24 protein-coding genes, 1 tRNA gene and 1 pseudogene are annotated in these 26494 nt (G+C 66.2%); 9 read left to right on the forward strand and 17 right to left on the reverse strand.

Annotated features, from left to right (window positions below; genetic code table 11):
• Window positions 1-104 precede the first annotated feature (104 nt).
• The gene (locus tag AC1Q7Q_RS00825) at window positions 105-497 is read left to right on the forward strand and encodes a hypothetical protein (RefSeq protein WP_492376651.1); all 393 of its coding nucleotides are present in this window, start codon (window positions 105-107) and stop codon (window positions 495-497) included.
• 79 nt (window positions 498-576) lie between these two features.
• Entirely contained in the window at window positions 577-1143 is a 567-nt protein-coding gene (locus AC1Q7Q_RS00830; RefSeq protein WP_492376652.1) for a DUF1415 domain-containing protein, read from the forward strand.
• 72 nt (window positions 1144-1215) lie between these two features.
• Here the strand turns inward: AC1Q7Q_RS00830 and AC1Q7Q_RS00835 are convergent, their stop codons facing one another.
• Window positions 1216-2103 carry a class I SAM-dependent methyltransferase gene (locus AC1Q7Q_RS00835; protein ID WP_052494454.1) on the reverse strand — a complete coding sequence of 296 codons (888 nt, stop codon included), beginning with the start codon at window positions 2101-2103 and terminating at the stop codon, window positions 1216-1218.
• A 213-nt stretch (window positions 2104-2316) separates the two neighbouring features.
• Entirely contained in the window at window positions 2317-3270 is a 954-nt protein-coding gene (locus AC1Q7Q_RS00840; protein ID WP_492376653.1) for a bestrophin family protein, read from the reverse strand.
• A 298-nt stretch (window positions 3271-3568) separates the two neighbouring features.
• Here AC1Q7Q_RS00840 and AC1Q7Q_RS00845 point away from each other — a divergent pair, with 298 nt between their 5' ends.
• The 3 genes from AC1Q7Q_RS00845 (at window position 3569) to AC1Q7Q_RS00855 (ending at window position 8470) form a co-directional block, all read left to right on the forward strand.
• The gene (locus AC1Q7Q_RS00845) at window positions 3569-5260 is read left to right on the forward strand and encodes a flagellar assembly protein A (protein WP_492376654.1); all 1692 of its coding nucleotides are present in this window, start codon (window positions 3569-3571) and stop codon (window positions 5258-5260) included.
• A gap of 290 nt (window positions 5261-5550) precedes the next feature.
• Entirely contained in the window at window positions 5551-6060 is a 510-nt protein-coding gene (locus tag AC1Q7Q_RS00850; protein WP_492376655.1) for a response regulator, read from the forward strand.
• 385 nt (window positions 6061-6445) lie between these two features.
• Window positions 6446-8470 carry a gamma-glutamyltransferase family protein gene (locus AC1Q7Q_RS00855; protein ID WP_492376658.1) on the forward strand — a complete coding sequence of 675 codons (2025 nt, stop codon included), beginning with the start codon at window positions 6446-6448 and terminating at the stop codon, window positions 8468-8470.
• A 221-nt stretch (window positions 8471-8691) separates the two neighbouring features.
• Here AC1Q7Q_RS00855 and AC1Q7Q_RS00860 read toward each other — a convergent pair whose 3' ends face one another.
• Both AC1Q7Q_RS00860 and AC1Q7Q_RS00865 read right to left on the reverse strand, forming a co-directional pair.
• Window positions 8692-9255 carry a hypothetical protein gene (locus AC1Q7Q_RS00860; protein WP_492376656.1) on the reverse strand — a complete coding sequence of 188 codons (564 nt, stop codon included), beginning with the start codon at window positions 9253-9255 and terminating at the stop codon, window positions 8692-8694.
• A gap of 495 nt (window positions 9256-9750) precedes the next feature.
• Complete coding sequence (locus AC1Q7Q_RS00865; RefSeq protein ID WP_492376657.1) at window positions 9751-10620, reverse strand: transcriptional regulator; 870 nt, start codon at window positions 10618-10620, stop codon at window positions 9751-9753.
• Between the two features lie 392 nt (window positions 10621-11012).
• Here AC1Q7Q_RS00865 and AC1Q7Q_RS00870 point away from each other — a divergent pair, with 392 nt between their 5' ends.
• Window positions 11013-11267, forward strand: a complete 255-nt coding sequence (locus AC1Q7Q_RS00870) for a hypothetical protein (RefSeq protein WP_492374089.1) — start codon at window positions 11013-11015, stop codon at window positions 11265-11267.
• Between the two features lie 97 nt (window positions 11268-11364).
• On the opposite strand, the gene AC1Q7Q_RS00875 is transcribed toward AC1Q7Q_RS00870, so the two are convergent.
• Complete coding sequence (locus tag AC1Q7Q_RS00875) at window positions 11365-11730, reverse strand: hypothetical protein (RefSeq protein WP_492374090.1); 366 nt, start codon at window positions 11728-11730, stop codon at window positions 11365-11367.
• Between the two features lie 687 nt (window positions 11731-12417).
• On the opposite strand from AC1Q7Q_RS00875, the gene AC1Q7Q_RS00880 reads away from it, so the two are divergent.
• The 3 genes from AC1Q7Q_RS00880 to AC1Q7Q_RS00890 all read left to right on the forward strand — a co-directional run bounded on the left by AC1Q7Q_RS00880 (window position 12418) and on the right by AC1Q7Q_RS00890 (window position 14718).
• Window positions 12418-13629, forward strand: a complete 1212-nt coding sequence (locus AC1Q7Q_RS00880) for a DUF4382 domain-containing protein (RefSeq protein ID WP_492374091.1) — start codon at window positions 12418-12420, stop codon at window positions 13627-13629.
• Window positions 13630-13873: 244 nt separating this feature from the next.
• Window positions 13874-14158 carry a hypothetical protein gene (locus AC1Q7Q_RS00885; protein WP_492374092.1) on the forward strand — a complete coding sequence of 95 codons (285 nt, stop codon included), beginning with the start codon at window positions 13874-13876 and terminating at the stop codon, window positions 14156-14158.
• A gap of 425 nt (window positions 14159-14583) precedes the next feature.
• A complete protein-coding gene (locus AC1Q7Q_RS00890) occupies window positions 14584-14718 on the forward strand; it encodes a hypothetical protein (protein ID WP_492374093.1) in 135 nt (44 codons plus the stop codon).
• A 572-nt stretch (window positions 14719-15290) separates the two neighbouring features.
• Here the strand turns inward: AC1Q7Q_RS00890 and AC1Q7Q_RS00895 are convergent.
• From AC1Q7Q_RS00895 to AC1Q7Q_RS00950, 12 genes and pseudogenes are all read right to left on the reverse strand, one after another.
• Window positions 15291-15366: transfer RNA gene (locus AC1Q7Q_RS00895), tRNA-Thr, on the reverse strand.
• 126 nt (window positions 15367-15492) lie between these two features.
• Window positions 15493-16586: pseudogene (locus tag AC1Q7Q_RS00900) on the reverse strand (amino acid permease).
• Window positions 16587-16690: 104 nt separating this feature from the next.
• Entirely contained in the window at window positions 16691-17704 is a 1014-nt protein-coding gene (locus tag AC1Q7Q_RS00905) for an amidohydrolase family protein (protein ID WP_492374094.1), read from the reverse strand.
• Window positions 17701-18249, reverse strand: a complete 549-nt coding sequence (locus tag AC1Q7Q_RS00910; RefSeq protein ID WP_492374095.1) for a 3-hydroxyanthranilate 3,4-dioxygenase — start codon at window positions 18247-18249, stop codon at window positions 17701-17703. Before AC1Q7Q_RS00910 ends, AC1Q7Q_RS00905 begins: the two co-directional genes overlap by 4 nt.
• 73 nt (window positions 18250-18322) lie before the next feature.
• Window positions 18323-18745 (reverse strand): RidA family protein, encoded by a 423-nt coding sequence (locus tag AC1Q7Q_RS00915; RefSeq protein WP_492374096.1) that lies wholly within the window; start codon window positions 18743-18745, stop codon window positions 18323-18325.
• Window positions 18746-18761: 16 nt separating this feature from the next.
• Window positions 18762-19532: a 2-keto-4-pentenoate hydratase gene (locus AC1Q7Q_RS00920; RefSeq protein ID WP_492374097.1), complete on the reverse strand. Its 771-nt coding sequence runs from the start codon at window positions 19530-19532 to the stop codon at window positions 18762-18764.
• On the reverse strand, window positions 19529-20623 hold the full coding sequence (gene dmpG / locus AC1Q7Q_RS00925; protein WP_492374098.1) for a 4-hydroxy-2-oxovalerate aldolase: 1095 nt from the start codon (window positions 20621-20623) through the stop codon (window positions 19529-19531). The genes AC1Q7Q_RS00920 and dmpG overlap by 4 nt, the downstream gene beginning before the upstream one ends.
• Window positions 20620-21591, reverse strand: coding sequence for an acetaldehyde dehydrogenase (acetylating) (locus AC1Q7Q_RS00930; RefSeq protein ID WP_492374099.1), 972 nt, complete (start codon window positions 21589-21591; stop codon window positions 20620-20622). The genes dmpG and AC1Q7Q_RS00930 overlap by 4 nt, the downstream gene beginning before the upstream one ends.
• 8 nt (window positions 21592-21599) lie before the next feature.
• Complete coding sequence (locus tag AC1Q7Q_RS00935; protein ID WP_492374100.1) at window positions 21600-22433, reverse strand: 2-keto-4-pentenoate hydratase; 834 nt, start codon at window positions 22431-22433, stop codon at window positions 21600-21602.
• Window positions 22434-22445: 12 nt separating this feature from the next.
• Window positions 22446-23915, reverse strand: coding sequence for a 2-hydroxymuconic semialdehyde dehydrogenase (locus AC1Q7Q_RS00940; RefSeq protein ID WP_492374101.1), 1470 nt, complete (start codon window positions 23913-23915; stop codon window positions 22446-22448).
• A gap of 153 nt (window positions 23916-24068) precedes the next feature.
• Window positions 24069-25037, reverse strand: a complete 969-nt coding sequence (locus AC1Q7Q_RS00945) for a LysR substrate-binding domain-containing protein (RefSeq protein ID WP_492374102.1) — start codon at window positions 25035-25037, stop codon at window positions 24069-24071.
• A gap of 324 nt (window positions 25038-25361) precedes the next feature.
• Window positions 25362-26378, reverse strand: coding sequence for a class 1 fructose-bisphosphatase (locus tag AC1Q7Q_RS00950; protein WP_416047949.1), 1017 nt, complete (start codon window positions 26376-26378; stop codon window positions 25362-25364).
• Between the last annotated feature and the right edge of the window lie 116 nt (window positions 26379-26494).

Consider the following 26494-nt stretch of genomic DNA (forward strand, 5'->3'; position numbering starts at 1 on the left):
GCGCAAAGGGGCGCAAGGCAGGGTGCGGCGGATCGGATTATATAGGCCAGGGGCAACTGCTAATATCGCGCCTTCCCTTGTGCCACGGGTCTCCCGCGCCTCTCATGCCCTTGCCGTTCCGCTTGTCGTTGCCTCTTCCCGCCGCGCGGGCCTTCGTGCCGGTCTTGCTGGGCTTGCTGGGTCTTGTAGCCGGCATGCACCCCGCGCTCGCGCAGGAAACCGCGCAGGGGTTGCAGGAAAAGGCGATGAAAGGCGATTTCCTGTCCCAGCGCAACCTCTCGTACTGCCTGCAGTCCGGGTGCCTCGGGCTGGAGCGCGACCGCGTCAAGGCCTGCATGTGGCGCAAGGTGATCGTGCTGTCTGGCGAGCGCCATGTCACCGACCTGGACACCGCTAACCTGGAGTACGTCTGCGCAAAGCTGAGCACGACCGAGCGCGATGCGGCCATGCGCCAGGCGGACGCGCTGGCCAGGCAGATCTACGGGCCGCGGCGCTGAGCGCCTTTGGCCTGCTTGGGCGGGAGGCTAAAATAGCGGTTTAGCGCGTTTAGCGCCGTTCCCTGCGTCACGCATCGCCATGCCCATCGCTTCGCCATCCAGCCAATTCATCGTAGACGCCACCCAGCAATGGCTGGAACGCGCGGTGATCGGCCTCAACCTGTGCCCCTTCGCCAAGGCCGTGCACGTGAAGCGGCAGATCCGCTACACGGTGAGCGATGCCACCGATACCGAGGGCGTGCTCGCCGATCTCGAAACCGAGTTGCGCACGCTCGCCGATGCCGACCCTGCCGAGATCGACACGACCCTGTTGATCGTGCCACACGCGCTGGCCGGGTTTCTCGACTACAACGATTTCCTCTATTTCGCCGAGCGTCTGCTCAAGAGCCTGCGCCTGGCGGGCATCCTGCAGATCGCCAGCTTCCATCCGCATTACGAGTTCGGCGGCAGCGAGCCGGACGACATCGAGAACTACACCAACCGCGCGCCTTACCCCATCCTGCACCTGCTGCGCGAGGACAGCATCGCGCGAGCCGTGGCGGCTTTTCCCGATGCGTCGGATATCTACGAGCGTAACCAGGAAACCATGCGCCGGCTCGGCCACGACGGCTGGCGCAAGCTGATGACCGAGGCCAGCGGGACATAAAAAACGCGCCGTCAAAGCGGCGCGTTTCAACTTGCGGACGGCAACGCGCCGCACGCATGGCGCGAGTCAGTCTCAGCCGGCAGCAGCCGGCTCCTGCGTATAGAAGCGCGCTTCCATCTCTTCCAGTCCCAGCGTGCGTAGCACTTCGTTCAGCCGCTCCGCCGGGCGGCGGCGCGGCAGGTCCTTGTATTGCGCGATGATGAGCTCGTTCTTCATCGAGTGCTCCCAGCCCACCAGCTCGGTCACGCTGACCTGGTAGCCATGCGCCTCGAGCTGCAGGCAACGCAGCACGTTGGTCACCTGGCTGCCGAACTCACGCGTATGCAGCGGGTGGCGCCAGATTTCGGTCAGCGGATTGCCGGCCAGCAGCTTGCCCTTGTTCTTGCGCAGCACGCCCGCCACCTCGGCCTGGCAGCACGGCACCACCACGATGTACTTGGCGTGCTTTTCCAGCGCGAAACGGATCGCATCGTCCGTGGCCGTGTTGCAGGCGTGCAGCGCGGTGACGATGTCGATGGTGGGCGGAAGCTGATCGGAGGTGATCGAATCCGCTACCGACAGGTTCAGGAACGACATGCCCTTGAAGCCCAGCCGGCTGGCGAGTTCCTGCGAGCTGCGCACGAGTTCTTCGCGCGTCTCGATGCCGTAGATGTGCGACTGGTCGAGCTGCGCCTTGAAGAACAGGTCATACAGGATGAAGCCGAGGTAGGACTTGCCGGCGCCGTGGTCGACCAGCGTCACGTCGGGGTGATCCTGCTTGAGGTCCTGCAGCAGCGGCTCGATGAACTGGAACAGGTGGTAGACCTGCTTGAGCTTGCGGCGGCTGTCCTGGTTCATCTTGCCGTCGCGCGTGAGGATATGCAGCGCCTTGAGCAGCTCGATGGACTGGCCGGGACGGATTTCGTGGGGGCTGGGCGCCGGTGCGGCGGGCGTCTTGGACGCCGGGGACTTCTGGGCCATCTGGGATGTCTGGAACCTGGGGAAAAGCGGTGAGGCGTGCGCCAAAGCCGGACGACGCTGCGCCGGTACAGCGGCAGTTTACCGAAAGTCGCGCTTGCCCGGGGCGAGTGGTGCAACCGGCGCATGCCGGCGCCGCCTTGCCGGGCCCCTGAACAGGCCCCCTGAACAGGCCCCCTGAACAGGCCCCCTAAACAGGCCCCCTGAAGAGGCCCGCTATAGCAGGCAGTAATCCACGGGGACCAGCGGTGGCGGCAGCGCGGTCTCGCCCAGCGCTTCCTTCATGCCGATTTCGATGGTGCGGCAGAGCGCATCGAGCGGCAGGTCGTTGGCGCTGGTGCCGAACGGTTCTTCCAGCTCATCGCCCAGCGCATCCAGGCCGAAGAAGGTGTAGGCCACGATGGCCACCACCACGGGCGTGACGAAGCCGATGGTATCCACCAGCCCGAACGGCAGCAAAAAACAATACAGGTAGGCGGTACGGTGCAGCAGCAGCGTGTACGAGAATGGGATGGGCGTGTTGTGGATGCGGTCGCACGCCACCGCCGTGGCCATCATGGCCGACAAGGTGTCGTCGATGCCGGCGGCGAGGCAGGGCTCGACGCGGTGCTGCCGCACGCACTGGCCCAGGTCTTCGCCCATGCGCATCATCAGCAAGGCGGGCGTATTGGTGGTGCGCTGCAGGTCTGCGAGCTCCGCCGGGCGCAGCCACGCGGGGTCCAGGCCGGTGGCGGCGCTGGCGCCGCGCAAACGGTTGCGCAGCGCGTACGCGTAGGCAATGGTGCGGGAGATCATGCGCACGCGCGCGTCGCTCAGGCCCGCCGGTTTATGGCCGGCGCTGTCCGGCACGTTGTCCGCGATCAGGCTGAGGCATTGCCGTGCCAGGTTCTGGCTGCGCACCACCAGCTCTCCCCACAGCTTGCGCCCTTCCCAGAAGCGATCGTAGGCGGCGGTATTGCGAAAGCCCAGGAAGATGGCCAGCGGCAGGCCGATCAGCGTGAAGGGAATGGCCGTGAGCGTGACCTTGTGCTGGAAGAACGCGCCGTGGCTGAGCGTGACGGCAACCGCTACCAGCAAGTTCACCAGCAGCACGCGCCAGATGCGCGACAGGATCGAGCCTCGCAGGACCAGGAACAACCTCAGTCCCGATGGGCGGTCTCGCACAATCATCTGTGATCCCCTGGCATTGCGGCACGGCGTTCCGTCGATGGGCAGAAGTGTACATTTTTCGCCTCGGGCGGTGGGGTGCGGGCTGCGCTGCGGCTCAAGTTTTCGGCGAAACGGCCGATGGTGTTGTGTGCGTCAAAAGGGACCGAGATCCCGTGGCGCGTCAATGACATCCCCGGCTTCAAAGGCCTGCCTGGCAGGCCACGGGCACCGGGCGGCCGCGCCATGGCGCAGCGGCGGCGCGGCACTGCCGAGGCTGGGATTGCGGATGGCCCCGAGGACGGGGCGGAGCCGTCCGGACATGATCCATCAATGGAACAACCGAATGGAAAACCGGGGACAAGACACAGAGGCCGGCGGCTTACGGGTTAGCCTGGACGATAGCGCGCGGCAGCTTCGCGCGGCGTATGCTGCCATGCCGGGCCGCATGGCGCCGGACCGCGCCGCGCTGCAAGAGGCGCTGGCCAGGGGCGGCTGGGCGCAGGCGAAGCTGGATACCGCCGCAATCGGCGCCTTTCTCGCGCAATGCCAGCGCGCCACCGAGGGGACGCCCGTGGAGGCGCTGATCGGCGAGCTGACCGACGGCTATTTCGATCTCAGCGTCAGCAGCGACAACCTGAGCGTGCGGCTCAACCTTCTGCCGCCGCAAGGCGGGCGCGAGGTGTCACGCGACGAGATCCGTGCCGCGCTGGCCGAGCGCGGCATCAAAGTCGAGCCGGACAGCGCGGCCCTGCGTGGCGCGGTCGAGGCGGGCTATTGCGACGGGCTCGAGATTGCCACGGGACGCCCGCCGCTGCCCGGCATGCCGGCGCGCTTCGAGAGCCTGCTGGCCCCCCCAAAGCCGTTGGTGGCCGAGGACGAAAGCGGCCGCATCGACCTGCGCGACCTGGGCACGCTATTGCTGGTGAATCCCGGCACGCCGCTGATGCGGCGCATCCCGGCCCGCCAGGGCAGCGATGGCATCGATGTCTTCGGCAAGGTCGTGCCCGCCGTGCCGGCCGCCGACCCGCCATTTGCGGACGGCCTGACCGGCGTGGCGGCTGATCCCGCCGATCCCGAGGTACTGGTGGCGGCGATCTCGGGCTCGCCGTCCTTGTCGGCGCAGGGCGCATCGGTGAGCCCGGTGGTCGATGTGGAAGCGGTGGACATGCACTCCGGCAACGTCACCTTCGACGGCACGCTGCGCGTCAATGGGGATATCAGGACCGGCATGACCGTGCGCGTGACCGGCGACGTGATCGTCAGCGGCACCATCGAGGCTGCCCATGTGGAGGCGGGCGGCAATGTGGTGGTGAAAGGCGGCATCATCGGCAAGGCCGAGGGCGCGCATCAAGGCGCGCATCAAGGCACACAACAGGGCGCCGAGGGCGTCGCGCTGGCGCGGGTGACCTGCAAGGGCTCGCTGCATGCGCGCTTCATCGAAAGCGCGGTGGTCGAGGCCGGCACCGAGGTCAAGGTGGAAAGCGGCATCCGCCAGAGCGACGTCTGCGCTGGGCGCAGCATCGTTGCCGGCAGCCCCAAGGGTGGCCAGGGCAACATCACCGGCGGGCGCTGCCGTGCGCAACTGGCTGTGCGCACCGCTACCCTCGGCGCCTCCGCGGGTACCGCCACCACCGTGCAGGTGGGCACCAATCCCTATGCCGAAGCCGAGAAGGCCGAGCTCGAGTCCCAGCGCCGCCAGCTGGAGGCGGAGCAGGCCAAGGTGCAGCAACTGGTCAGCTTCTTCGCCAAGAATCCCGAGAAAGCGGTGGGCGACCTGCGCGAGAAGGCACGCGCCACGCTGTTCAAGCTCACTCGCGACTCGATTGCGCTCGACGCCAGGCTCGCCAAGCTTGCCGAGCAGCTTCGCCCGTCTCCCGAGGCGGTGATCGAGGTGAGCCGGCGCATTCACGGCGGTTGCAGCCTGCATATCGGGCAGAAGTCGATGAAGATCATGGAGGACAAGCCGGGCGGCCATATCCGGCTGGTGGAGGACCGCATCGCGCTGGTCTGAGTCACCCTGCGTCCCGTCGCACGCCGGCCGCCGCGCTTTTGCGCGGCGGTTTCGCATGTGCCGAACGGAACACGAGGCGGAACACGTTACGTGACGCGTAACATGCCGCGGCCCCGCCCGGGCCGCGGCGCCCGAGTCCCCGCGCAAGCGCCAAGCCCTTGCCCCACAAGGCGCAGCGGCCTGCCCAGCTCCACCGGAGAGCCCGCGCTGGCGGCTGGCACGTGCCTTGCACCGTACCGTGTCAGGCGTCCCCGCTGGCGCCGTTCCAGAAAAAAACAAAAGGAGGAATCATGGACATGGCACTCACCAGCCGGGCAGGCGTAGACAGCATCACCTCGCGAGGTGTCTCGCAGGGCGTGCCATCGGCCATGTCGGCGCGGCAGGTTGCCAGGCTGCCGCTAGCGTCGCACGGCACGGCGCCGCTCAGGGCGGTGGTGATCGACGAATGCGCGCTGCTGCGCCTCGGCCTGGCCCGCATGCTGGAGAGCATGCCTGGCGTGGAGCAGGTGGACGGCGTGGATCCGGACGATCTCTCCATGCACGGGACGACGATCCGCGAGGCCGGCTTGCTGGTGTTTGGCATGCCGCAGGACGTGACCAGCGGCTGGCGCCTGCTGCGCAAGCTGCGGAGCATGCTGCCCGCCCAGCGGGTGCTGCTGCTGTCGGACAATATGTGGCTGCACATGCCGCCGCCGGAGATGGGCTACGGCATCTGCTGCTGCCTGCCCAAGACAGCGGCGCTTGTGACCCTGGAAGCCGCCATCAGCAGCATGCTCGAGGCCGAGGTGCTGGCTGCCTGAGCCGTGCTTCAATCCACTCCGGCTGCATCAAATCGCGATCGACGCGGCGGGGCGCATGGACGGGCTGGCATGCACGGTTGCGCTGCTCGGGGCGGATGAGGCGTGACTGGGGGGCGGGGGCAGAGCGTCAACGCGTCCGTGTCCACGACAGCCAGATGCGCATCTTGCAGCACTCCCAAGTATGAACCACGTTCGCATGTCTGTAAATCCAGACATGTAGCAATTCAGAATCGCGAATGGCAGGTCTATGTTGATCCTTCGTCACAACCGCTCCCCCATCAGCAGCGGTTGCGGCGATCGACGAGGGAAGCGTCGATTTTCTGAAGCCTCAACATAAGACAGGAAGAACATGCCACAAACTGCTCATGAAGCGGTGACCTTGCCTATGGATCCGGCCGGCACCCGCTTCACACCGACCCGGCTCAGCACCATTGCGCTCGCCTCCCTGGCGCTGACCCTGGGTGCCTGCGGCGGCGACGATCCCGTTGCTACCACCCCGGCTTCGACCACCCCGACGGTGGCCGCGGGCTGCGAACTGAACGGCACCACCGGCGGGGAAGCCGTGGTGTTGCCGGGCGACCCCAATGCGCCGGAGATCGCCACCGGCTATGCGCCCAAGAATACGGTCTACGCCAAGACCTATATGGCGGTGACCAACAACCCGGTCTCGACCAAGGCCGCCTGCGACGTGCTGAAGAACGGCGGCACGGCGGTGGACGCCGCGGTAGCGGCGCAGATGGTGCTGAACCTGGTCGAGCCGCAATCCTCCGGCATCGGCGGCGGCTCCTTCATCATGTACTACGACGCGGCCACCAAGCAGGTCACCGCCTACGACGGGCGCGAGATGGCGCCGGCCGCCGCCGACGGCAACTATATCCAATGGAAGTCCGCCGCCGACCAGACTACGCCGGCACCTAACGCGACGCACAGCGGGCGCTCCATCGGCACGCCCGGCACGTTGCGCGTGCTGGAGCTGGCGCACGGCGAGCACGGCAAGCTGGCCTGGAAGGACTTGTTCTCTCCCGCCATCAAGCTGGCGACCGATGGGTTCCCGATTCCGCCCCGCATGGCTGCCGCGATCGCCTCGGCGGTCAGCAACCCGGTGACGGCCCCCAGCATCAAGCGCGACGCCGAGATGGCCGGTTACTTCCTCAATGCCGACGGCACCCCGCGCGCGGTCAACACCATCATCAAGAACCCGGCGCTGGCCAATGTGTTCACCTCGGTCGCCAGCGGCGGCGCGGATGCGTTCTACAAGAACGGCCCGATTGCCCAGGCGATCGTCGCCAAGATCCAGAACACGTACGGCGGCACCGCCACGCCAGGCCTGACCACGCTGGCCGACCTGGAGAGCTACGTCGCCAAGAAGCGCACGGCGGTTTGCACGACCTATCGCGAGTACGAGATCTGCGGCATGCCGCCGCCGTCCTCGGGCGGCATCGCGGTGGCGCAGATCTTGGGCATCGTCGAGAACTACGAGATGTCGCGCTATGCGCCGTCGAACATGGACAAGAACGGCGGCCGCCCGAATGTGCTCGGCGTCCACCTGATGGCCGAGGCAGGCAACCTGGCCTATGCCGACCGCAACAAGTATGTGGCGGATACCGACTTCATCGGCCTGCCGGGCGGCAGTTGGGAAAGCATGCTGAACAAGCCTTACCTGCGCAAGCGGGCGGACCTGATCAGCACGGTGGGCTCCATGACGCTGCCGGTCGCCGCGGGTGACCTCGGCGCCGTGCCGCTGGCCCCGTCGGTCATCAACGAGCACGGCACCACGCACCTGTCGCTGACCGACAAGTACGGCAACGTCGTCTCGATGACCACCACCATCGAGGCTGGCCTCGGTTCGTATCACTTCACCAACGGCTTCCTGCTCAACAACCAGCTGACCGACTTCAACGCGGCACCCGCCGATGCCGGCGGCGTGCCGATCGCCAACCGCGTGCAGCCGGGCAAGCGCCCGCGCAGCTCGATGGCGCCCACGCTGGTGTTCAAGCGCAATGCCGACGGCTCGCGCGGCGACTTCTACATGACCACCGGTTCGCCGGGCGGCGCCAGCATCATCCAGTACGTAGCCAAGACCCTGGTGGGTGTGCTGGACTGGAAGATGGACGCGCAGCAGGCCGTGTCGATGATCGACTTCGGTGGCTCAAACAGCGCCACCAGCGGCATGATGGTCGGCGGCGAGCATCCCAACGTGGATGCCACCAAGCCGGCCGGCGGCCTGGCCGGCGACAACGATCCGCTGGTCAAGGGCCTGCGCGGGCTCGGCCACGTGGTCAACGTGACGGCGCAGTCGAGCGGCTTGAGCGCCATCATCCGCACCACCGTGGGCGGGTCGACGGCGCTGGTCGGCGGGGCCGATCCGCGTCGTGAAGGCGTGGTGCTGGGCGATACGTTCAAGCCATAAGCCGGAACGGAAGGGTTTGCGGAAATTTCTCCACATGCATTGGGAAGCGGCTGGTAGGCCGATGCGAGTGCGCTCGCTACAGTAGCCACTTACCGCTCTCTCCCCGGGGGTGGTTTTCCCGAGAGGGCCTAATCCCTTGGCCCTCCTTCCGTGGCGCTGCATGCTCTCGCATGCGGCGCTTTTTTTTCTCGCCTTCCCCACCTCTGCACCACGGGTTTCGCCTACCAGACCCGGATCTTGAGCTGCAGCGAGATGCAGCCATCCACCTTCCCCCGCATCGTCGGCACGTAGATCAGGTTCGCACCCACGCGCCCATACTCGATGCTGATGACGGGCGCCGCCATCGGCGACCAGCCACCGTGATTGACATCCGGATACCCGCGCACCGCACCCGCCGTAGCACCGATCCGCACCGGGCCAAGATGCAAAGGCTGCCAGGTGACGCTGGCATAGGTGGAGTGATCGCGCATGCTGTTGCGGTACTCGCCGGCCGACAAGGTGAAGTCCTCGGTGATGCGGACATCCGCGCCGATGCCCCAGTTGGCCGCGTTGTAGTGCGCTGCATGATTGAAGTGGTAAGAGAAAAACCCGGCGTTCAGCCAGACCTGGGGGCTGAAGGCGGGCGCCGGCGTAACCTGCGCCGGATCTGCCGGGGTGTCTGGCGGCGTGCTGTCATCCGCGCGGGCGGCGACGGCCCACAGAGATGCGCCTAGCGCAAACACCATCAGGAGCTTGCGCGGAAAAAGGCGATACCTCGCCGCGCCAGGAACTGGATAAGCATCCATGGCCGCTTCCTTGTCGATTGTCTTGGCTGGGAGCTGGCTGGACGCGACGCGAATCGGCGTGCGGGCGCAGCCATCCTGCGCGAGTCCGGCGTGGCGCCGGCGGCCCTAGGTGGCGGCGGTGTGCATGATGTTCCCCGGTTGCGTGGCAAGTGCGAACGCGTACCGCGTGCTGCGCGGCCGCTTCGTCATCGGTCCCGGCAGCCAATTGGATCGGCGGGCCGGTTTTGTATTTATCGTGATACCAGTCTGGTGCTTCGGCGCGTGGGATTCAATCAATCGAATGCCGTAAGCCTATGGAGGGGATTGGAGGGCAAGCGGATATCAACCTTCCGGTAAAAAGGGGACATTGCGCGAGCTTGCGCAGGCAGGCAGGGGGAGGGGTGATATGCCGCTGGCGGCTGCCAGGCGGCAGCGCCAGGGCATGGCGCAATCAGGCAAACACGCGTTTGACGATGCGGGCTGGCGAGCGCCGCGGCAGTGGCAGCGGCGCTTGTCTCATACCGGAGACGCGCTGGCGGAACCAGTCTGGCTGTGCGTCATCGCGCGCCAGGCCAGGTGCGCGGTGCCGGCGGGTGCCTCCGCACGCATGGCTTGCGCGCGCACATCCGGAAAATCCGCTGCGTCGAGCCAGACCGACAGGAAGGCGCCCATCGCGTCGAGCAGCGTGTCCGAGTTGATGCCGGTCGGCCCGCCCACCTTCGGGCAGATGACCAGTTGGGTGCCCTCGTGCGAGTACACGCGCAGCGTCTTGACCAGGTCCGCCGGCTGCAGGTGATGCTCCGAGCAGGGTACGCCCTGGAAGCCGAACGCCAGCAGGAATTCCTCTTCCTCGGCCTGCCCCGTGCAGAGAATCACCTTGGGGCGCATGCGCCGGCGCTGCTCCGCGATAAAGCGGAAGCGCCCACCCTGGCGGCAGAATTCCACATAGCGCCAGTTCGGGCTGAGGCACGGATTGCGGCGAAAGGTCTCGATCTGCGCCAGGTCCATCTGCTGCGGCTTGGGCAGGGGATAGATATTGATCTTGAACTCCCAGCCGCGCGGCGCGTAGAGGTACTGGTCGAAGTAGCCGCGCCAGTCCAGCCCCGGCATGGTTTCACGCAGCGTTGCCGCGCGCGTCGCCGCCATGATGCGGGCGAGGCGCTGGTGCGTCTGCCAGCGCGGCATGTCATGCCGGTGGCGCTCGCGGAATGCGCTGTCCCAGGCGGGCGGCTCATGCACCGGCGCCAGCGAGGCACCCGGCGAAGACGCAAGCAGGTGCGGCTCCTTATCGCATATCCAGACAGCCGCGCCGATGTTCCCTCCCTCCATGCCGGCGTACGAAGAGAAATACGCGTCCAACTCCTCGCTGCTGAAAATTGATGTCATTTGCTCTCTCTCTTCGTCGTGGCCCGTCATGCAAGTCCCTGCGCGATGCGCGCGTGAATGACAAGGACTAAGGCAATGGTCGTGCCATAGGGATGACGGCAATTGCGATCGCGGCGCAGTGGCGGCACGGGGCGGATGCGATCAGGCTGGAAGTGTTGCCAGGCAAGGGTTGCGGGCGCTCTGGCCGAGGCGGGGGAGGGGGTGGCTGCTGAGTCTTGCCGCGTGGGGGATGGCGCGGTGCTGTTACGTCGCTGTTACGCGTTACGTAACGTGGGCGGTGCGGGGGAACGCGGTGGGCGAAATACTACCTGCCGAAAGCGCTGGACCGGCTCACGCCAGGAATGGACAAGGGAGATTCGTGTCTAACTGGTCAAACGCGTCAGGAGGGCGCGATGAGCACATGTATCAGAAACCTCACAATCGGTGCGGCCTTGCTGCTGGCCGGCTGCGTGGTAGTGCCTGCTTATGATGCCTATGGCTACAGTTACCCGGCCTACGGCGCCTATGAGCCTTACTATCCCTACCCCTACGGCCCCTACTACAACTACGGTTGGTGGCCTGGATTTTATGGCGGTGCGGTCTTCTTCGGCGGGGGTGGCCATGGCGGGGGACGCCACGGCGGACGCGGAGGTGGCCATGGCCGCTGAGCCGTGTCGCGATCGCGCGTTCATTCAGGCCCGGCCGATAAAGTGTCGCACCGACCTTCGTCAGCAGCGCCGCTAGGCCGGGGCTGTCGCCCCGTTGTCAGCGCTTCCAGGCTATCGGCGCGGAGGCAGAGCAGGTGGCGAATTTTCCAGACCAAGTCCTGCTGGTGGCGACCTGGATGCGTTGCTCGTTGACCGGCTCGAGCTGCCGTTGCCGGCGCTCGGCCAGGCTGTTGGCCACGCTGGTCAGCGCCGACTTGCATGCCGCCTCCGCCGCGCTGGAGCGCACGAAGAACTGCGGATAGCGATAGTTGACCATGAGGGTGAAACCGTCTGCGACGTACTCCACCGTGTATTCGGTGTCGCTGTCATAGGTCGACATCTGTCGGCCGGCGGATGGCACGGGCGTCGTGCAAGCCGCTGATATCAGGCAGGCCACTGCTGCCAGCACCTTCTTGTATTGCACAGCATGATCTCCATGGGTTGCATAGCAGGGAGCGACGCGTGCACCTTGGCACGTGCGAGTCCGGGGCTGGATGGTACCAAGGAATGGCGGCGCAGGATTCCGGACATGTGCATGGCGTACCCTTAAAGGCCCATACCCCAGAAATGTGGTGGACGCTGGGCAAAGCTTGCAAACGCTGGGCAACAAAAAACCCGGAGAGCGTTACGCTGTCTGGGTTTCTAGGCAATGCTGGTCAAACTTTGGAATTCTTATGGGAACAGAGGAATCGAAAAGTTGCTGTAATCATCAGGCCTATGCTGGGGAATCTCGTGTTCTGATTGAAATTCATACCCGTTACATACCCCAAAATCTTACGGTGCCCCATAGCAGGTGATTCTTTTGCCACTGCTGCCCCAGGTTGGCTAAGCGCCGTCAAACTTCTTCGCCAGGCAGGGCAGGCACGCGGCTTCATGCGGCCCTATCCGCTTGAGCTGACGGCTACCGAGCCGGGTCCAGTGGCGCCGCGGCCGAAGCACGCGTGAGGCTACGGCCAACGCCGTCGATTGGACGATGCGTCGCAAATGTTACGGGATGTGGCGTCTCCGTAACCCTGCGGTAGATCTGTGACACGCATTACAAATTCTTACAGCGTGCGGCATTCGCGGGGACTTATGCTCCTGTTGCCCCAACACTTGGCCGAAAACAACTATGAATCGCAAAGGCATTTCCCCCTTGTTTCGACACACTCTCGCGCTAGGCGCTGCGTTCGGCGCGCTTGCTCTTGCTGCCTGTGGCGGTGGGGGTGATGGCTCGTCGTCCGGCACAAGCGGTTCGGGCACGCTAAGCGTGTCGATGACCGACGCGCCCGCTTGCGGTTTCGACCATGTGTTCGTCACGGTCGACAGGGTGCGCGTCAACACCGATTCCAATGCCGACATCAACGGCAGCGGCTGGACCGACGTTGTGCTTAGCCCGGCGCGACGAATCGACCTGCTTTCGCTCACCAATGGCGTGCTCACCACGCTCGGCCAGACCCCGCTGCCGGCCGGCACGTATCAGCAGATCCGCCTCGTGCTCGTACCCAACGGCGCCGGCGCGCCGGCTAATTCGGTGGTGCCAACCGGCGGTACCGAGCAGGCCCTTGATACGCCCAGCGCGGTACAGACCGGCATCAAGATCATCCGCCCCTTCACCGTGGCGCCCAATACCCTGACCGACCTGGTATTGGACTTCGATGCCTGCAAGTCGATCGTCACGCGCGGCAACGGCACCTTTGGTCTTAAGCCTGTGGTGACGGCGCTGCCCACCGTCGTGAGCGGCGCCGTCACGGGTGTGCTGGCCGGCGCGCCCGGCGCCCAGGTCTATGCCGAACGCAACGGCGTGGTGGTCAAGGCGACCGCGGCTGATGCCAATGGCAACTTCACTCTGTCTCCGATCGAACAGAGCAGTACCGCCGGCAATGTGGATGTGGTGATTGTGCCGACCTCGACGAATGGCCGAGGCACCGGCATCGTGCGCAGCGTGCCGGTGGTGGCGGGCGGCAGCACCGCCGTTGCGACCGCAGCGGCACCGATCAGCCTGCCGACGTCAGTGTTCCGCACCGTTTCCGGTACCGTGACTCCGGCCAGCGCGCAGGCGACGATCCGCGCCCTGCAACTGACTGGCGGCGGCACTTTCGAGGTTGCCGCGACTGCGGCCGCGTCCGATACCGGTGCCTACAGCCTGTTCCCGACGCAGCCGGCTCTGCCGGCGGGCGCACCATCGGTAGGGACTTACCAGACCTCCCTGCCAATTCCGCTGGCGGCAGACGCGACTGCGGCAGGCAAGTACAGCATCCAGGCCACGAGCTCCGGCGGGACGGTCAGCACGCAGCAGGTCAATGTGACCGTGAGTAACGTAACCCAGAACTTCGCATTCTGACGCCAAGCAAGGAAGGGTGCCGGCATCGCCGGCGCCCGATTCAGGCAAGCGAGAACAAGAAATGAAATTCGTACTCGGCGCGCTGCTGGCCACCACGCTTGTGACCGGCTGCACGGTCTATACGCCTGGTGTCGCCGTTCAGACACCTGCGGTGGTCGTAGATCCGGGCCCCAGTTCTGGCTTCTGCCCACCAGGGCAGGCCAAGAAAGGACGTTGCTAAGCTGATTAGAGAAAGGAGAATTTGATGAGCAAGACCCGCGTACTATCCTTGATCGCTATCGCCATCCTGGCGACGAGCTCGATGGCCGCCTTCGCCCAGCGCGGCGGTGGCGGCATGGGCGGCGGAGCCGCTGGAGCCAGGGGCGATTTTGGTGGCCGCTCGGACAGCCACATCAGCGGCAGCGGCTTGCGCAATTCCAACGGTCCGGACGCGATAGACCGTGACAGAGGTCATGCGCGTGCAGCGGATCGGAGCGAGATGCGTGCCCGTGCGCCCAGCGGGAAGGCGCATTCGCATCGCAAGAGCTAATCGCTTGAACCGATCCGTCGTTTAAAGCCCGCAGTTCGCGGGCTTTTCTCTTTGACCTGACCCGTCCTGACTAAGGTTGACACTTTTTCCCTTGCAAGGAAGGAGAGTCCATTGGAAGCGGTCGAAAAGCGAACTCAGCGGGATGACAGCCTGGCTTTTAAGCTGGCGGTGGTGGAGCAAGTCGAAAAAGGCGAATCGACGAACCACCTAAGTCGACGGAGCAGCAACTGAAATCGTCACCGCCTGTTGCCGCGGCTGCCGATTCTTCCTCATTGAGTCAGTCGCCACCGTTGGCGCAAACCTCTACAGGTTCGTAGCCGAGCAACGGCAATGGTGTCGAGCCGTGGGGCGACCTCACTCCCGAGGCATTTCACGCGAAGTTCGATGCGCTTGCGCTAGCTGATGGTTCCGACACGATCAGGCAAATGCGAAAGGCGAAGAATGGCATCGTGGTTGTGCTGAACGATGAGCGTTTCCAGCGCGGAATCAACGAGCTGAAAAGGCTGAACTTAGCAAACGGCAACTTTAGTAGCGAAATCATCCTGTCGGGCTGTTACTGAAAGTGAGCGGCGCAGGAAAGATCGGCCAAATAGACGTATATGGAAGCCGGTCCGATCCCGTCAATCTGGGGCGTTTCGTTGGCGCTGTCGGGATCGCGGATGACATCTTGAATCCTGGGCAGGCCGAAAAGGAAAATATCGAGTTCCTTTCCTCCCTCAAATTGATGAGGGGGATGACGACGAGTCCACTGGCAAGCCGATTTCGTCCTTCACGGGGCCTTTGCGTGCCTAACGATGCCATCAGCCCTGACGATGAACATTGGCTGCACGGTAACTCCTGGATCGTAGCGATCGACGCAGGGCACTTCTGAGTGGTGGGAAAGCAGTGCGGCGCGTGGAAGGTTCATACCTACACCCACGATGTGCTTGCCTCCCCGATCGCCGGTGAAGGTGTGGACAAGGGATCGGAGATACAGGGGATGCAGTCGCCCTAAAAGTCGGCCAAGGACTTCTGGTGGTGCTGCCGGGGGTGGCCCGTGCCCCGTTGACGAAATTCGCTTACAAGGCGGTTACACGAAGTCCAGAAACAACAAAGCCCAACCGGACAGGTTGGGCTAAGTGCTTGAATCTTATGGTGCCGAAGAGAGGAATCGAACCCCCGACCTTCTCATTACGAATGAGCTGCTCTACCGACTGAGCTACTTCGGCCCACCATCCGTCAACAACCGGATGAAGCCCGCAATCATAGCAGCGTTTTTTTTTGCTGGGAAGCCCCGGCGCAAAAATTTTGCCGGGAGTCCCCGCAGGCGCGCCGCCAGGTGGCGGCACGATCATTCAGGCGGCATCGTTGGCGGCCAGTGGCGCGGGTTCGGCGCGCTGGCGGAACCAGAGCAGGTAGGCCACGCTGAGCACCGCCAGGAAGGGGATGCCGGTGAGCAGCGTCATGCGGAAGGCGTCGGTAAACAGGGTGGTCAGCATGATGGCCAGCAGCATGCCGGCGCCTAGCAGCGTGAGCACGGGGAAGCCGCGCATGCGCAAGGCCAGGGGGCGGTTGCCGGCGGCGGCCCATTGGCGGCGGAAGCGGTAGTGGGTGACGAAGATCACCCCGGCGACGCCTTCCTGCTGATGATGGCCATCTCCATGTTCGGCGCCCTCTTCACCTGGTTCATCAGCACGGCGCGCTCGGGGTCCTGGGCTTCGCCGGCGGCGACCGCGATCATCTCGATGCTGAGGTAGCTGAAGATCGAGACGATCACCGCGACCCACATGCCCCACAAACCGTTTGGCAGGAAGCCGCCGTGCGCCGTGTAGTGGTGGAAGCCGGCGCCGGCCGCGCTGCTGCCGGTGCTGCCGGGCGCGCCGAAGACGATGTAGGCGGCCACCAGGATAAAGGCGACGATGGCGATGATCTTGACCATCGAGAACAGGTATTCGACGGCGCCGAAGATGCCTACGCCGACCAGGTTGATCAGGATCAGCGCGGCGGAGAACGAGACGATCCAGAACCAGGCGGGCACCTGCGGGAACCAGTACCCCATGTAGAGCGCCACGGCGGTGACTTCGGTGCCGACCGCGAGCACGATGGAGGCCCAGTAGGCGTAGCGCACCAGGAAGCCGGCGAGCGGGCTGACATAGTGCTCGGCATAGGCGCCGAAGGAGCCGGAGGTGGGGTGGGCTACCGTCATCTCGGCCAGGCAGCCCATCAGCAGCAGCGTGACCAGCGCGCCGATGGCGTAGCTGAGCAGCACGCCGGGGCCGGCGAAGCCGATGGCAAAGCCGCTGCCCATGAACAGGCCGGTGCCGATGGCGCCGCCAATGGCGATCATGGCGAGCTGAGCGGGTTTGAGGCTGCGGTGCAGGCCTTGCTCGCGCTGGACGATTTGCTGGAAGCCTCCGCTTGCATGGCGTTGCCCGTTTCCTTGTTCCATGTCTCCTCCTTGGTTTGCCCGCCGCCCGTGCCTTGTGGGGCGCGAGCGGCGTCATTTGTGGCTGGTCGTTTGTGGTTTGTGGCTTGTTGTTTGTTGTTTGTCGTTTATGACTCGTTATCCCCGAGCCCGAAGAATGCGGCTGCATTGGCGCCCAGCAGCTTGCGGCGCGCCGCGTCGGCAAGATCGGTCCCGCGGATCAGCGCGCCGACCTGTTGCTCGCCGAGCGGATAGGGGTAGTCCGAACCCAGCATCACCCGGTCCTCGCCCATCACGTCGACCAGCAGCTTGAGCGCGCGCGGGTCGAACACAGCGGAGTCCACGAAGAAGCGGTTGACATACGACGAGGGCGGGTGCGGGCAGTCTTCGCGCACGATGTCGCGATGGCGCCAGGCGTTGTCGACGCGGCCGAGCAGGAAGGCGAAGCTGCCGCCGCCATGCGCGAAGCACAGCTTGAGCGAGGCCGGGATGCGCTCGAACGCGCCGGACAGGATCAGCGACAGGATGCCGAGCTGCGTTTCCGCCGGCATGGATACCAGCCACGGCAGCATCCACTTTTTCATGCGCGGGGCGCCCATCATGTCCCACGGGTGCACCAGTACGGCAATGCCTTCGTTGGCGCAGTGGATGAGGAAGGTGATCAGGCCTTCGTCGTCGAGGTCGCGGTCGCCGAGGTGGTTGCCGATCTGCACGCCGACATGGCCACCGGCCTTGGCGCGCGAGGCTTCGCGGCAGGCGGCGTCGATATCCTGCAGCGGCACCTGGGCCAGCGCCTTGAGCCGCGCGGGACGGTGCGCGCAGAGCGCCAGCGCGTAGTCGTTCATGCGCTGCGACCAGGGCACCGCGACGTCTGCCGGATAGCGGTAGCCGAACATCACGGGCGTGGCGCACATCAACTGGATGTCGACGCCGCAGCGGTCCATTTCCTCGATGCGGCGCGCGGGGTCCCACAGCGCGGAGTAGACCGGGCGGAACGGCTGGTCGCCGGTCATGATCATGGCTGTGTCAGTGCCATTGGTCTGCAGCCAGGGCGCGGCGACGGGGTCAAGCGCCGCGGCCTCCTGACGGGTGATGGGCGGGAAGAAGTGGCTGTGGATGTCCACCACGCTGTTGGTGCTCATTCAGGGTCCTTGCTGGCTGATGCCGAGGCCCGGCCCGGATGCACCGTGCCGCATTGCCCGCAGCGGCGCAGCGCTGCGTTGTCGTAAAAGCCGGCAAACAGCGGCGGCAGGTCGGTGACGATGCTCTTGAGCTGCACCTCCACGCGGTGCACCAGCGCGCTGCACGCGGGGCAATACCACTCGAAGCCGTCCATCACGCCTTCGGGGCGCTGGCGCTCGATGACCAGGCAGCGGCTGTCGGCCTCGGGGCGTTGCGGGGAATGCCGCACGTGCGGGGGCAACAGGAAAATGTCGCCCTCCTTGAGGTCCACTCGCTCGCGCTTGCCACGGTCCATGATGTCCAGCCAGGCATTGCCCTTGAACTGGTAGAAGAACTCTTCGAGCGGATCGTCATGGAAATCCGTGCGCTGGTTGGGGCCGCCCACCACCGTGACGATGGTGTCGGCGTCCTGCCAGACCTGCTGGTTGCCCACGGGCGGCTTGAGCAGGTGCGCGTGCTCGTCCAGCCAGCGCGGGAAGTTGAGGGGCATGCCGTAGGTGAACATGGCGCGAGTCTCTTGTGCGGGTGAGGTTGCGGTTGCGATGTCGGGCGTGTCTGTGCATCAGCGCATCAGCGCATCAGCGCGGAAGCGGCTGGTAGGCCACGGCCTTGATCTCGATGAGCAGGTGCGGGTGCGGCAACTGGTGCACGGCCACAGTGGTGCGGGTCGGGCCGTCGTAATCGAAGTACTCGCCGTAGACCTCGTTGTAGCCGCCGAAATCGTTCATGTTGACGAGAAAGGTGGTGATCTCCACCAGGTCGGACAGATCGCAGCCGACGCTTTGCAGGATCTCGCGGATATTGAGGATCACGGCGCGGGTCTGCTCGCGGATGTCGAGCGCGGTCACGCCCATGGCGTCGGCGCTGGCGCCGGCGAAGCTGTTGTCCGCACGGCGCGAGCTGGTGCCCGAGACGAACAGGAAGTCGCCGGCCCGCTTCACGTGCGGGAAGCGGCCGCGCGGGGTGGCCTTGTCGGTCAGGACTTTGGAAAGCGTAGTCATGCGTGGTCTCCGGTTGTCAGCGTGTGCTCAGTTCGACTTGCCCCAGCCCGCTCACGCGGGTGCGCACGTGGCAGCCGGGACGCAGCGGCTCGGCCGCGGTGGCAGCGCCGGCCATGATCAGCGAGCCGGCCGGCAGCACCATGCCGGCCCGCGCCAGCAGTTGCGAGGCCTGCACCAGCGCGCGCAGCGGGTTGCCTAGGATGGCCGCGGTGGTGCCCAGCTGCGCCGGGCGGCCGTCGATCTCGAGCTGCACGCCGCGGTTGGCCAGCGCGCTGTCCGGGCGCGACCACGGCCCCACCACCAGCGCGGCGGACGAGCAGTTGTCGGCGATCACGTCGGCCAGCGAGAACTTGAAGTTGCGATAGCGCGAGTCGATGATCTCCATGGCTGGGGCCACCGCCTCGATGTAGCCGCCGGCATCGAGCAAGGTGAGCGGGCCAGCGATGTCGCGCGATGTCAGGAAGCACACCTCGGGCTCGATGCGCGGATGGATAAAGGCGTCGAGCGCGAGCGCGGCGCCTTCCTCGCACAACATGGCATCGGTGAGCTGGCCCCAGATCAGGCTGTCCACGCCCATCTGGACCATCTTGGCGCGGCTGGTGAAGCCGAGCTTGATGCCGATCGGTCGCTCGCCGCGCGCGTGGCGCAGCGCGATGGCGCCGGCCTGAATGGCGTAGGCGTCATCGATGGAAAATGGTGTGGCGCCACCCAGCGGGTCGATGGCTTCACGCTGGCGCGCGGCGTCGTCGAGGCGCGTGGCGTACTGGGTAATCTGATCGGCAATCATGCGGCACTCGCGATCGGGTTGTTGGTGGGGGCGGTGGGATTGGTGGCCGGATCGCGCTGGCGCAACAGGTCCAGCGCCACGTCCACGATCATGTCCTCCTGTCCGCCGACCATGCGGCGGCGTCCGAGCTCGACCAGGATGTCGACGGTGGCAATGCCGTAGCGCGCGGAGGCAGCCTCGGCGTGGCGCAGGAAGCTGGAGTACACGCCAGCATAGCCAAGCGCCAGTGTTTCGCGGTCGACGCGCACGGGGCGGTCCTGCAGCGGGCGAACCAGGTCGTCCGCGGCGTCCATCAGCGCGTAGAGATCAGTGCCGTGCGCAATGCCCGCGCGGTCGATCGCCGCGATGAAGACCTCCAGCGGTGCGTTGCCCGCACCCGCGCCCATGCCGGCGAGCGAGGCATCCACGCGGTCGCAGCCATGCTCCAGCGCCACCATGGAATTGGCCACGCCCAGCGACAGGTTGTGGTGGGCGTGCATGCCGGTCTCGGTGGCGGGATCTAGCACTTGCTTGAACGCATCGAAGCGCTCGGCCACGTCGCGCATCGACAGCGCGCCGCCGGAGTCCACCACGTACACGCACTGCGCGCCGTAGGATTCCATCAGCCTGGCTTGCTGCGCCAGCGCCGCCGGCGTGGTCATGTGCGACATCATCAGAAAGCCCACGGTATCCATGCCGAGCTTGCGCGCGTACTCGATGTGCTGGCGCGAGATGTCGGCCTCGGTGCAGTGGGTGGCGATGCGCACGGTGCGCGCGCCGGCGTCGTAGGCGGCGCGCAGGTCGTGGATGGTGCCGATGCCGGGCAGCAGCAGCGTGGCCACGCGTGCGTGCTTGAGTTCCGCCGCCACCGCGGCGATCCATTCGAGATCGGTGTGCGCGCCAAAGCCGTAATTGAAGCTCGAGCCGTTGAGGCCGTCGCCGTGGGCCACCTCGATGCTGTCCACGCGTGCCGCGTCCAGCGCGCGGGCGATGGCCACGGCTTGCGGCAGGCTGTATTGGTGGCGGATGGCGTGCATGCCGTCGCGCAGCGTCACGTCCGACACATGGACTTTCTTCATGGTCTTGCCTGCGGGATGTGGTGCTGCGGTCATTGCGTTGCTCCTTGCGCGCGCGCCAGCTTGTGCCCGGCCACGCGCTCGGCGGCGGCCAGCGCGGCGGACGTCATGATGTCGAGATTGCCGGCGTAGGCGGGCAGGTAGTGCGCGGCGCCTTCCACCTCCAGGAACACCGAGACCTTGAGGCCGGCCAGGCGGCCGATGCCCGGCAGCGTGAGCGGGCGCGCTGGGTCGATGCGCTCGAACTGGACTCGCTGCTTGAGCCGGTAGCCGGGCACATAGGCGGCCACCTGCGCCACCATGCGCTCGACCGAGGCGCGGATGGCGTCCTGGTCGGCATCGGCCGCGGTCAGGCAGAACACCGTGTCGCGCATCAGCAGCGGCGGCTCCGCCGGGTTCAGCACGATGATGGCCTTGCCGTGCGCGGCGCCGCCCACTTCCACGATCGCATTGGAGGTGGTTTCGGTGAACTCGTCGATATTGGCGCGCGTGCCCGGGCCGGCCGAGCGGCTGGCGATGGACGCGACGATTTCGGCGTAGCTCACCGGCGCCACTTGCGATACGGCACGCACGATGGGGATCGTCGCCTGCCCGCCGCAGGTGACCATATTGAGGTTGGGCGCATTGAGGTGGGCGTCCAGGTTGACCACCGGCACCACATAGGGGCCGATAGCCGCCGGGGTGAGGTCGATCACCTGGATGCCGTGCTTCTGCAGCACGGCGTTGTGATGCATATGGGCGCCGGCCGAGGTGGCATCGAAGGCCACGCGGATGTCCGCGAAGCCGGGCATGCCAAGCAGCCCCTCGATGCCTTCATGCGTGGTGGGCACGCCGAGGCGCTGCGCGCGGGCGAGGCCGTCGGAGGCGGCGTCGATGCCGACCATGGCGCCGACTTCCAGGTGCTGGCCGTGGCGCAGGATCTTGATCATCAGGTCGGTGCCGATATTGCCGGAGCCGATGATGGCTGCGCGCAGGCGCGTCCGGGATGGCTTGCTTATGCTCATGTTCATGCTCATGCGGATGGCTCCTTGTTGGCCGGGGCGAAGCGCGTGGACAGGCGTCCCAGCCCTTCGATCTCCAGGTCGAAGGCGTCGCCGGCGGCAACCGGCACCATCGGGCCCAGCGCGCCGGTCATGACGATGTCGCCGGCCTGCAGCGGACGGCCCACGCGCACCATGGTGTCGGCCAGCCACAATGCGGCGTGCAACGGATTGCCCAGGCAGGCGGCGCCGGTGCCGAGCGAGACCTGTTCGCCGCGGCGCTCCATCACCATGCCGCAGCCGATGAGGTCCAGGTCCGCCAGCTTGACGGGGCGCGAGCCGAGCGCGAACAGGCCGCTGGATGCGTTGTCGGCAATCGTGTCGGCCAGGCGGATATCCCAGTTGGCCACGCGGCTGCCGACGATCTCCGCAGCGGGCAAGGCGTAGGCGGTGGCGCGGATCAGGTCGGCGATGGTGTGGCGCTCATGCGCAAGCGGATGCGCCAGCACCAGCGCGATCTCGGCTTCGATCTTGGGCTGCAGCACGCGGCGCAGGTCGATCTCCTCGCCCTCGGCCACGGCCATGTCGGCGAACAGCATGCCGAAATCCGGCTCGCCCACGCCCAGCTGCTGTTGCACGGCGCGCGAGGTCAGGCCGATCTTGCGGCCCACCAGGCGGCGGCCTGCGGCGAGCCAGCGCTGCGTGTTGATCTCCTGCACCTGATAGGCGGCCTGCGGATCGGTTTCGCCGATGAGCGTGCGCACCGGCGCGCAGGGCGCATGCCCGGCATGCGCCTGCCACAGCAGGTCGGCGGCGGCGCGGATGGCGGCGTCGGCGTTGGAGGGTTGTTGGGTCTCGTTTGTCATGGTTGTCATGGCTCAGAGCTTGATGCAGATGTTCGCCACTTCCGAGTAGAAGTCGAGCGAGTGGCGTCCACCTTCGCGGCCCAGGCCCGAGAGGCCGACGCCGCCGAAGGGCGTGCGCAGGTCGCGCAGGTACCAGGTGTTGACCCAGGTCAGGCCCACGCGCACCTGGCGCGCTACGCGGTGGGCGCGTGTCAGGTTGGTGGTCCACAGCGCGCAGGCCAGGCCGTAGGCGCTGTCGTTGACGCGGGCGACGACTTCGTCTTCGCTGTCGAACGGCGCGATATGGCAGACCGGGCCGAAGATCTCCTCGGTGACGCAGCGTGCGCTGTCCGGCAGGCCGGTCCAGATGGTGGGCATCACGTACGCGCCTTCGTCGCGCGCATCGCCGAACACCGGCACCTTGCCGCCGCAGACCACGGTGGCGCCTTCTTCCACCGCGAGGCGGAAATACGACTCCACCTTGTCGCGGTGGCCGCGCGAGATCAACGGGCCCATGTCCACGCCATCGTCGCCGGGGTAGCCGAGCTTGAGCGCCTGCGTGCGCGCCTTGAGCGCCGCCACGAAGGCATCGAAGATCGGCCGCTCGACAAATACGCGCTCGGAGCACAGGCAAACCTGGCCGGCGTTGGTAAAGGACGAGCGCAGCACGCCCGCCACCGCGGCGTCGAAATCGGCGTCGGCGAACACAACCGCGGCGTTCTTGCCGCCGAGCTCGAAGGAGATTTCCTTCACGCCGTCGGCCACCGCACGCATGATGGTGCTGCCGGTCCTGGACTCGCCCGTGAACGTGATGGCGTCGATGCCGTCGTGGCGGGTGAGGAACTCGCCGGTGGAGCCGCCGCCGAAGCCGTGCAGCAGGTTGAACACGCCGTGCGGCACGCCGGCCTGGTGGATGACCTCGGCCAGCAGCGCGGCCGAGGCCGGGGTCTCTTCCGATGGCTTGGCCACCACGGTGTTGCCGCACGCGAGCGCGGGCGCGACCTTCCAGGTCAGCAGCAGCAGCGGCAGGTTCCACGGCGAGATGATGCCGACCACGCCCACGGGCTTGCGCACCGTGTAGTTGAGCGCGCCCGCGCCATCCGCCGTGGGCGTCTCGTACAGTTCGTTGCCGGCGGTCTTGGCGAGGTCGGCGAAGGTGCGAAAGTTGGCGACGGCGCGCGCTACGTCCAGCGTGCGGGCCTGGTGCTCGGGGCGGCCGGTGTCTTCCACCTCGGCGGCCACGAACGCGTCGAAGCGGGCTTCGATGCCGTCGGCGATGCGGTGCAGCAGCGCCGCGCGCTGTTGTACGTCGAGTTGTCCCCAGGGGCCTTGCAGCGCGCGCCGCGCGGCTTGCACGGCGCGGTCCACGAGCGCCGCATCGGCTTCGCACACGTTGGCGACAAGGTGGCCGTCCACCGGGCAGGTGTCGGGAAAAGTGCCGGCGCTGGCGACGAACTCGCCGTCGATGTAGTGCCGGATGAGTGGAATGTTTTGCTTGGGCACGGGTTGGTCTCCGTGCTGCGCGGGGTGGGGGAAGGGTGCGCAGCGAGGACCAGTATATGGAGCGCCCCCCGGCCTTGCATAATGAAGAAGACGGCCCCTGGTATTCCAAAATGGCATGTCTGGAAGGGGCCAGGGTGGCCGGCTTCGGAGTGCTCAGCGCTCTGGCGGCAGTGCGGCGGCTTCGCGCAGGCAGGCGATGAAATGCGCGGCGGCGGGTGCCGGCGCGCGGTCCGTGCGCACCGAATAGCCGATGGTGCCAAAGCGCCCGATATCGCCCAGGTCAAGGATGGCCAGCAGCCCGAGGCGCACGAAATGATCGGCCACGTCGCGCGCCATCAGGCCGATGGCGCCGAGATCCTGCATCAGGCCGATATTGGTCAGCAGCGAGAGCGACTCCACCAGGTTGGCGGGCACCTGCAGGCCGGCGTCGAGGAACAGGCGCTCGGCGGCCAGGCGCGCGGGAGATTCGTTCAGCGGGAGGATCCACGGATGCGCGGCCAGTTCGGCCAGGCGCAGGCCGGCGCTGATCGCCAGCGGGTTGTCGCGTGCCACCACCACGCACATCGCGGTGTCGTACAGCGCGGTGTGCGTGAGCGCGAACATGCGGGCGAGCGGCAGATCGCTCTCCGGCAGGCGGCCGATGACCAGATCGAGCTCGCCGGTGGCAAGGGCGGGGAAGAGACGGTCGGTGGGGGCTTCGCGCACCGTCACCAGGATGCCGGGGCGGCGCGTTTTCATCAGCGCGATGGTGCGCGGCAGCAGCCGGGCCGAGGCGGAGATCAGCGTGCCGACGATGACGTTGCCGGTGTCGCCCGAGCGGAAGCTGTTGAGCTCGTCGGTGAGGTAGCGCAGCTCGGCGATGACCGACTTCACGCGCTCGCCCAGCAGCAGGCCGTAGCTGGTCGGCACCACGCCGCGGTTGGTGCGCTCGAACAGGGGGACTTCGAGGTCTTCTTCCAGCTCCTGGATCGCCTTGGTGACGGCGGGCTGGGTCAGGCTCAGCTCACGCGCTGCCCGCACGATGGAGCCGGACTGCAGCACGCGATCGAAGATCAACAGGGGCTTGAGCTTGAGGCGGCGCAGCATCACGTCGCTCAAGGTAACGGTGGGACGGCTGGACATGAGGCACATTGCTTTGACCGCCTGGTGGGGCGGAAGACCATGCGCCGATTATAGGGTGGGCACCGGTGCCGCTATATTGAGGTTTACCGCCGGCGCGCCTCGCGGGCCGCGCCGGCAAAGGCGTATTCGCGATCTACACCGAGTACGACCGCAATATCCTCTGGGCCTTCACCGAGAACGGCGCCTACGCATTGTCGACGAAGCCGGTACTGGGCGCGTCCGCTACGCCCTGGCCGCCGCTCAACGTTGCCGCACGGGCGCGATAGACGCAATAGAGAAAGGGACGCCGCGGCGTCCCTTTTTCGTCGATGAAGCCGCCAGCGATCAGCCGGCCGCTTTCTCTTCCTGGTGGTAGCGGGTTGCGCGTTCCACTTCGTTCTTCGAGCCGAGGATCACCGACACGCGCTGGTGCAGCTTTTCCGGCTGGATGTCGAGAATGCGCTCATGGCCATTGGTGGCCGCGCCGCCGGCCTGCTCGATCAGCATGGCCATGGGGTTGGCTTCATACATCAGGCGCAGCTTGCCGGGTTTCTCCGGTTCGCGCTTGTCCCACGGGTACATGAAGATGCCGCCGCGCGTGAGGATGCGGTGCACGTCGGCCACCATCGAGGCGATCCAGCGCATGTTGAAGTTCTTGCCGCGCGGGCCTTCGTCGCCGGCCAGGCATTCGTCGATATAGCGACGCACGGGCGGGGCCCAGTGGCGCATGTTGGACATGTTGATCGCGAATTCCTTGGTGTCTTCCGGGATCATCACGTCCGACTGCGTCAGCACGAAGCTGCCGGCCTCGCGGTCCAGCGTGAACATGTGCACGCCGTTGCCAACGGTCAGCACCAGCGTGGTCTGCGGGCCGTACACGGCGTAGCCGGCGGCGACCTGGCGGCTGCCGGCCTGCATGAAGTCGGCTTCAGTGACGGTCTGGCCCGGCTTGGGCATGTGCAGCACCGAGAAGATGGTGCCGATCGACACGTTCACGTCGATGTTGGACGAGCCGTCGAGCGGGTCGAACAGCAGCAGGTATTCGCCCTTGGGATAGCGGTTCGGGATCTCGTAAAAACTGTCCATTTCCTCGGACGCCATGGCGGCGAGGTGGCCGCCCCATTCATTGGCGTCGAGCAGGACTTCGTTGGCGATCACATCCAGCTTTTGCTGGGTCTCGCCTTGCACGTTGCCGGTGCCGGCCGAGCCGAGGATGCCGGCGAGGGCGCCCTTGCTCACGGAGTTGGAAATGGCCTTGCAGGCGCGCGCCACCACTTCGATCAGGAGCCGCAGTTCGGGCTCGATCGTGTTGTGCTTGCGCTGCTCCTCGACCAGGTAGCGGGTGAGGCTGATGCGACTCATGGGGATTCTCCTTGAATGGCCGCAATTCTACATGGGCGCCAGCCCGCCAGGCCAATGCCACCGGCCTGTGGGGTACTGTCGGCGGGGGGGGGGGGGGGGGGGGGGGGGGGCATACC

It is taken from the genome of Cupriavidus sp. GW823-FHT07A04 (assembly GCF_058794615.1).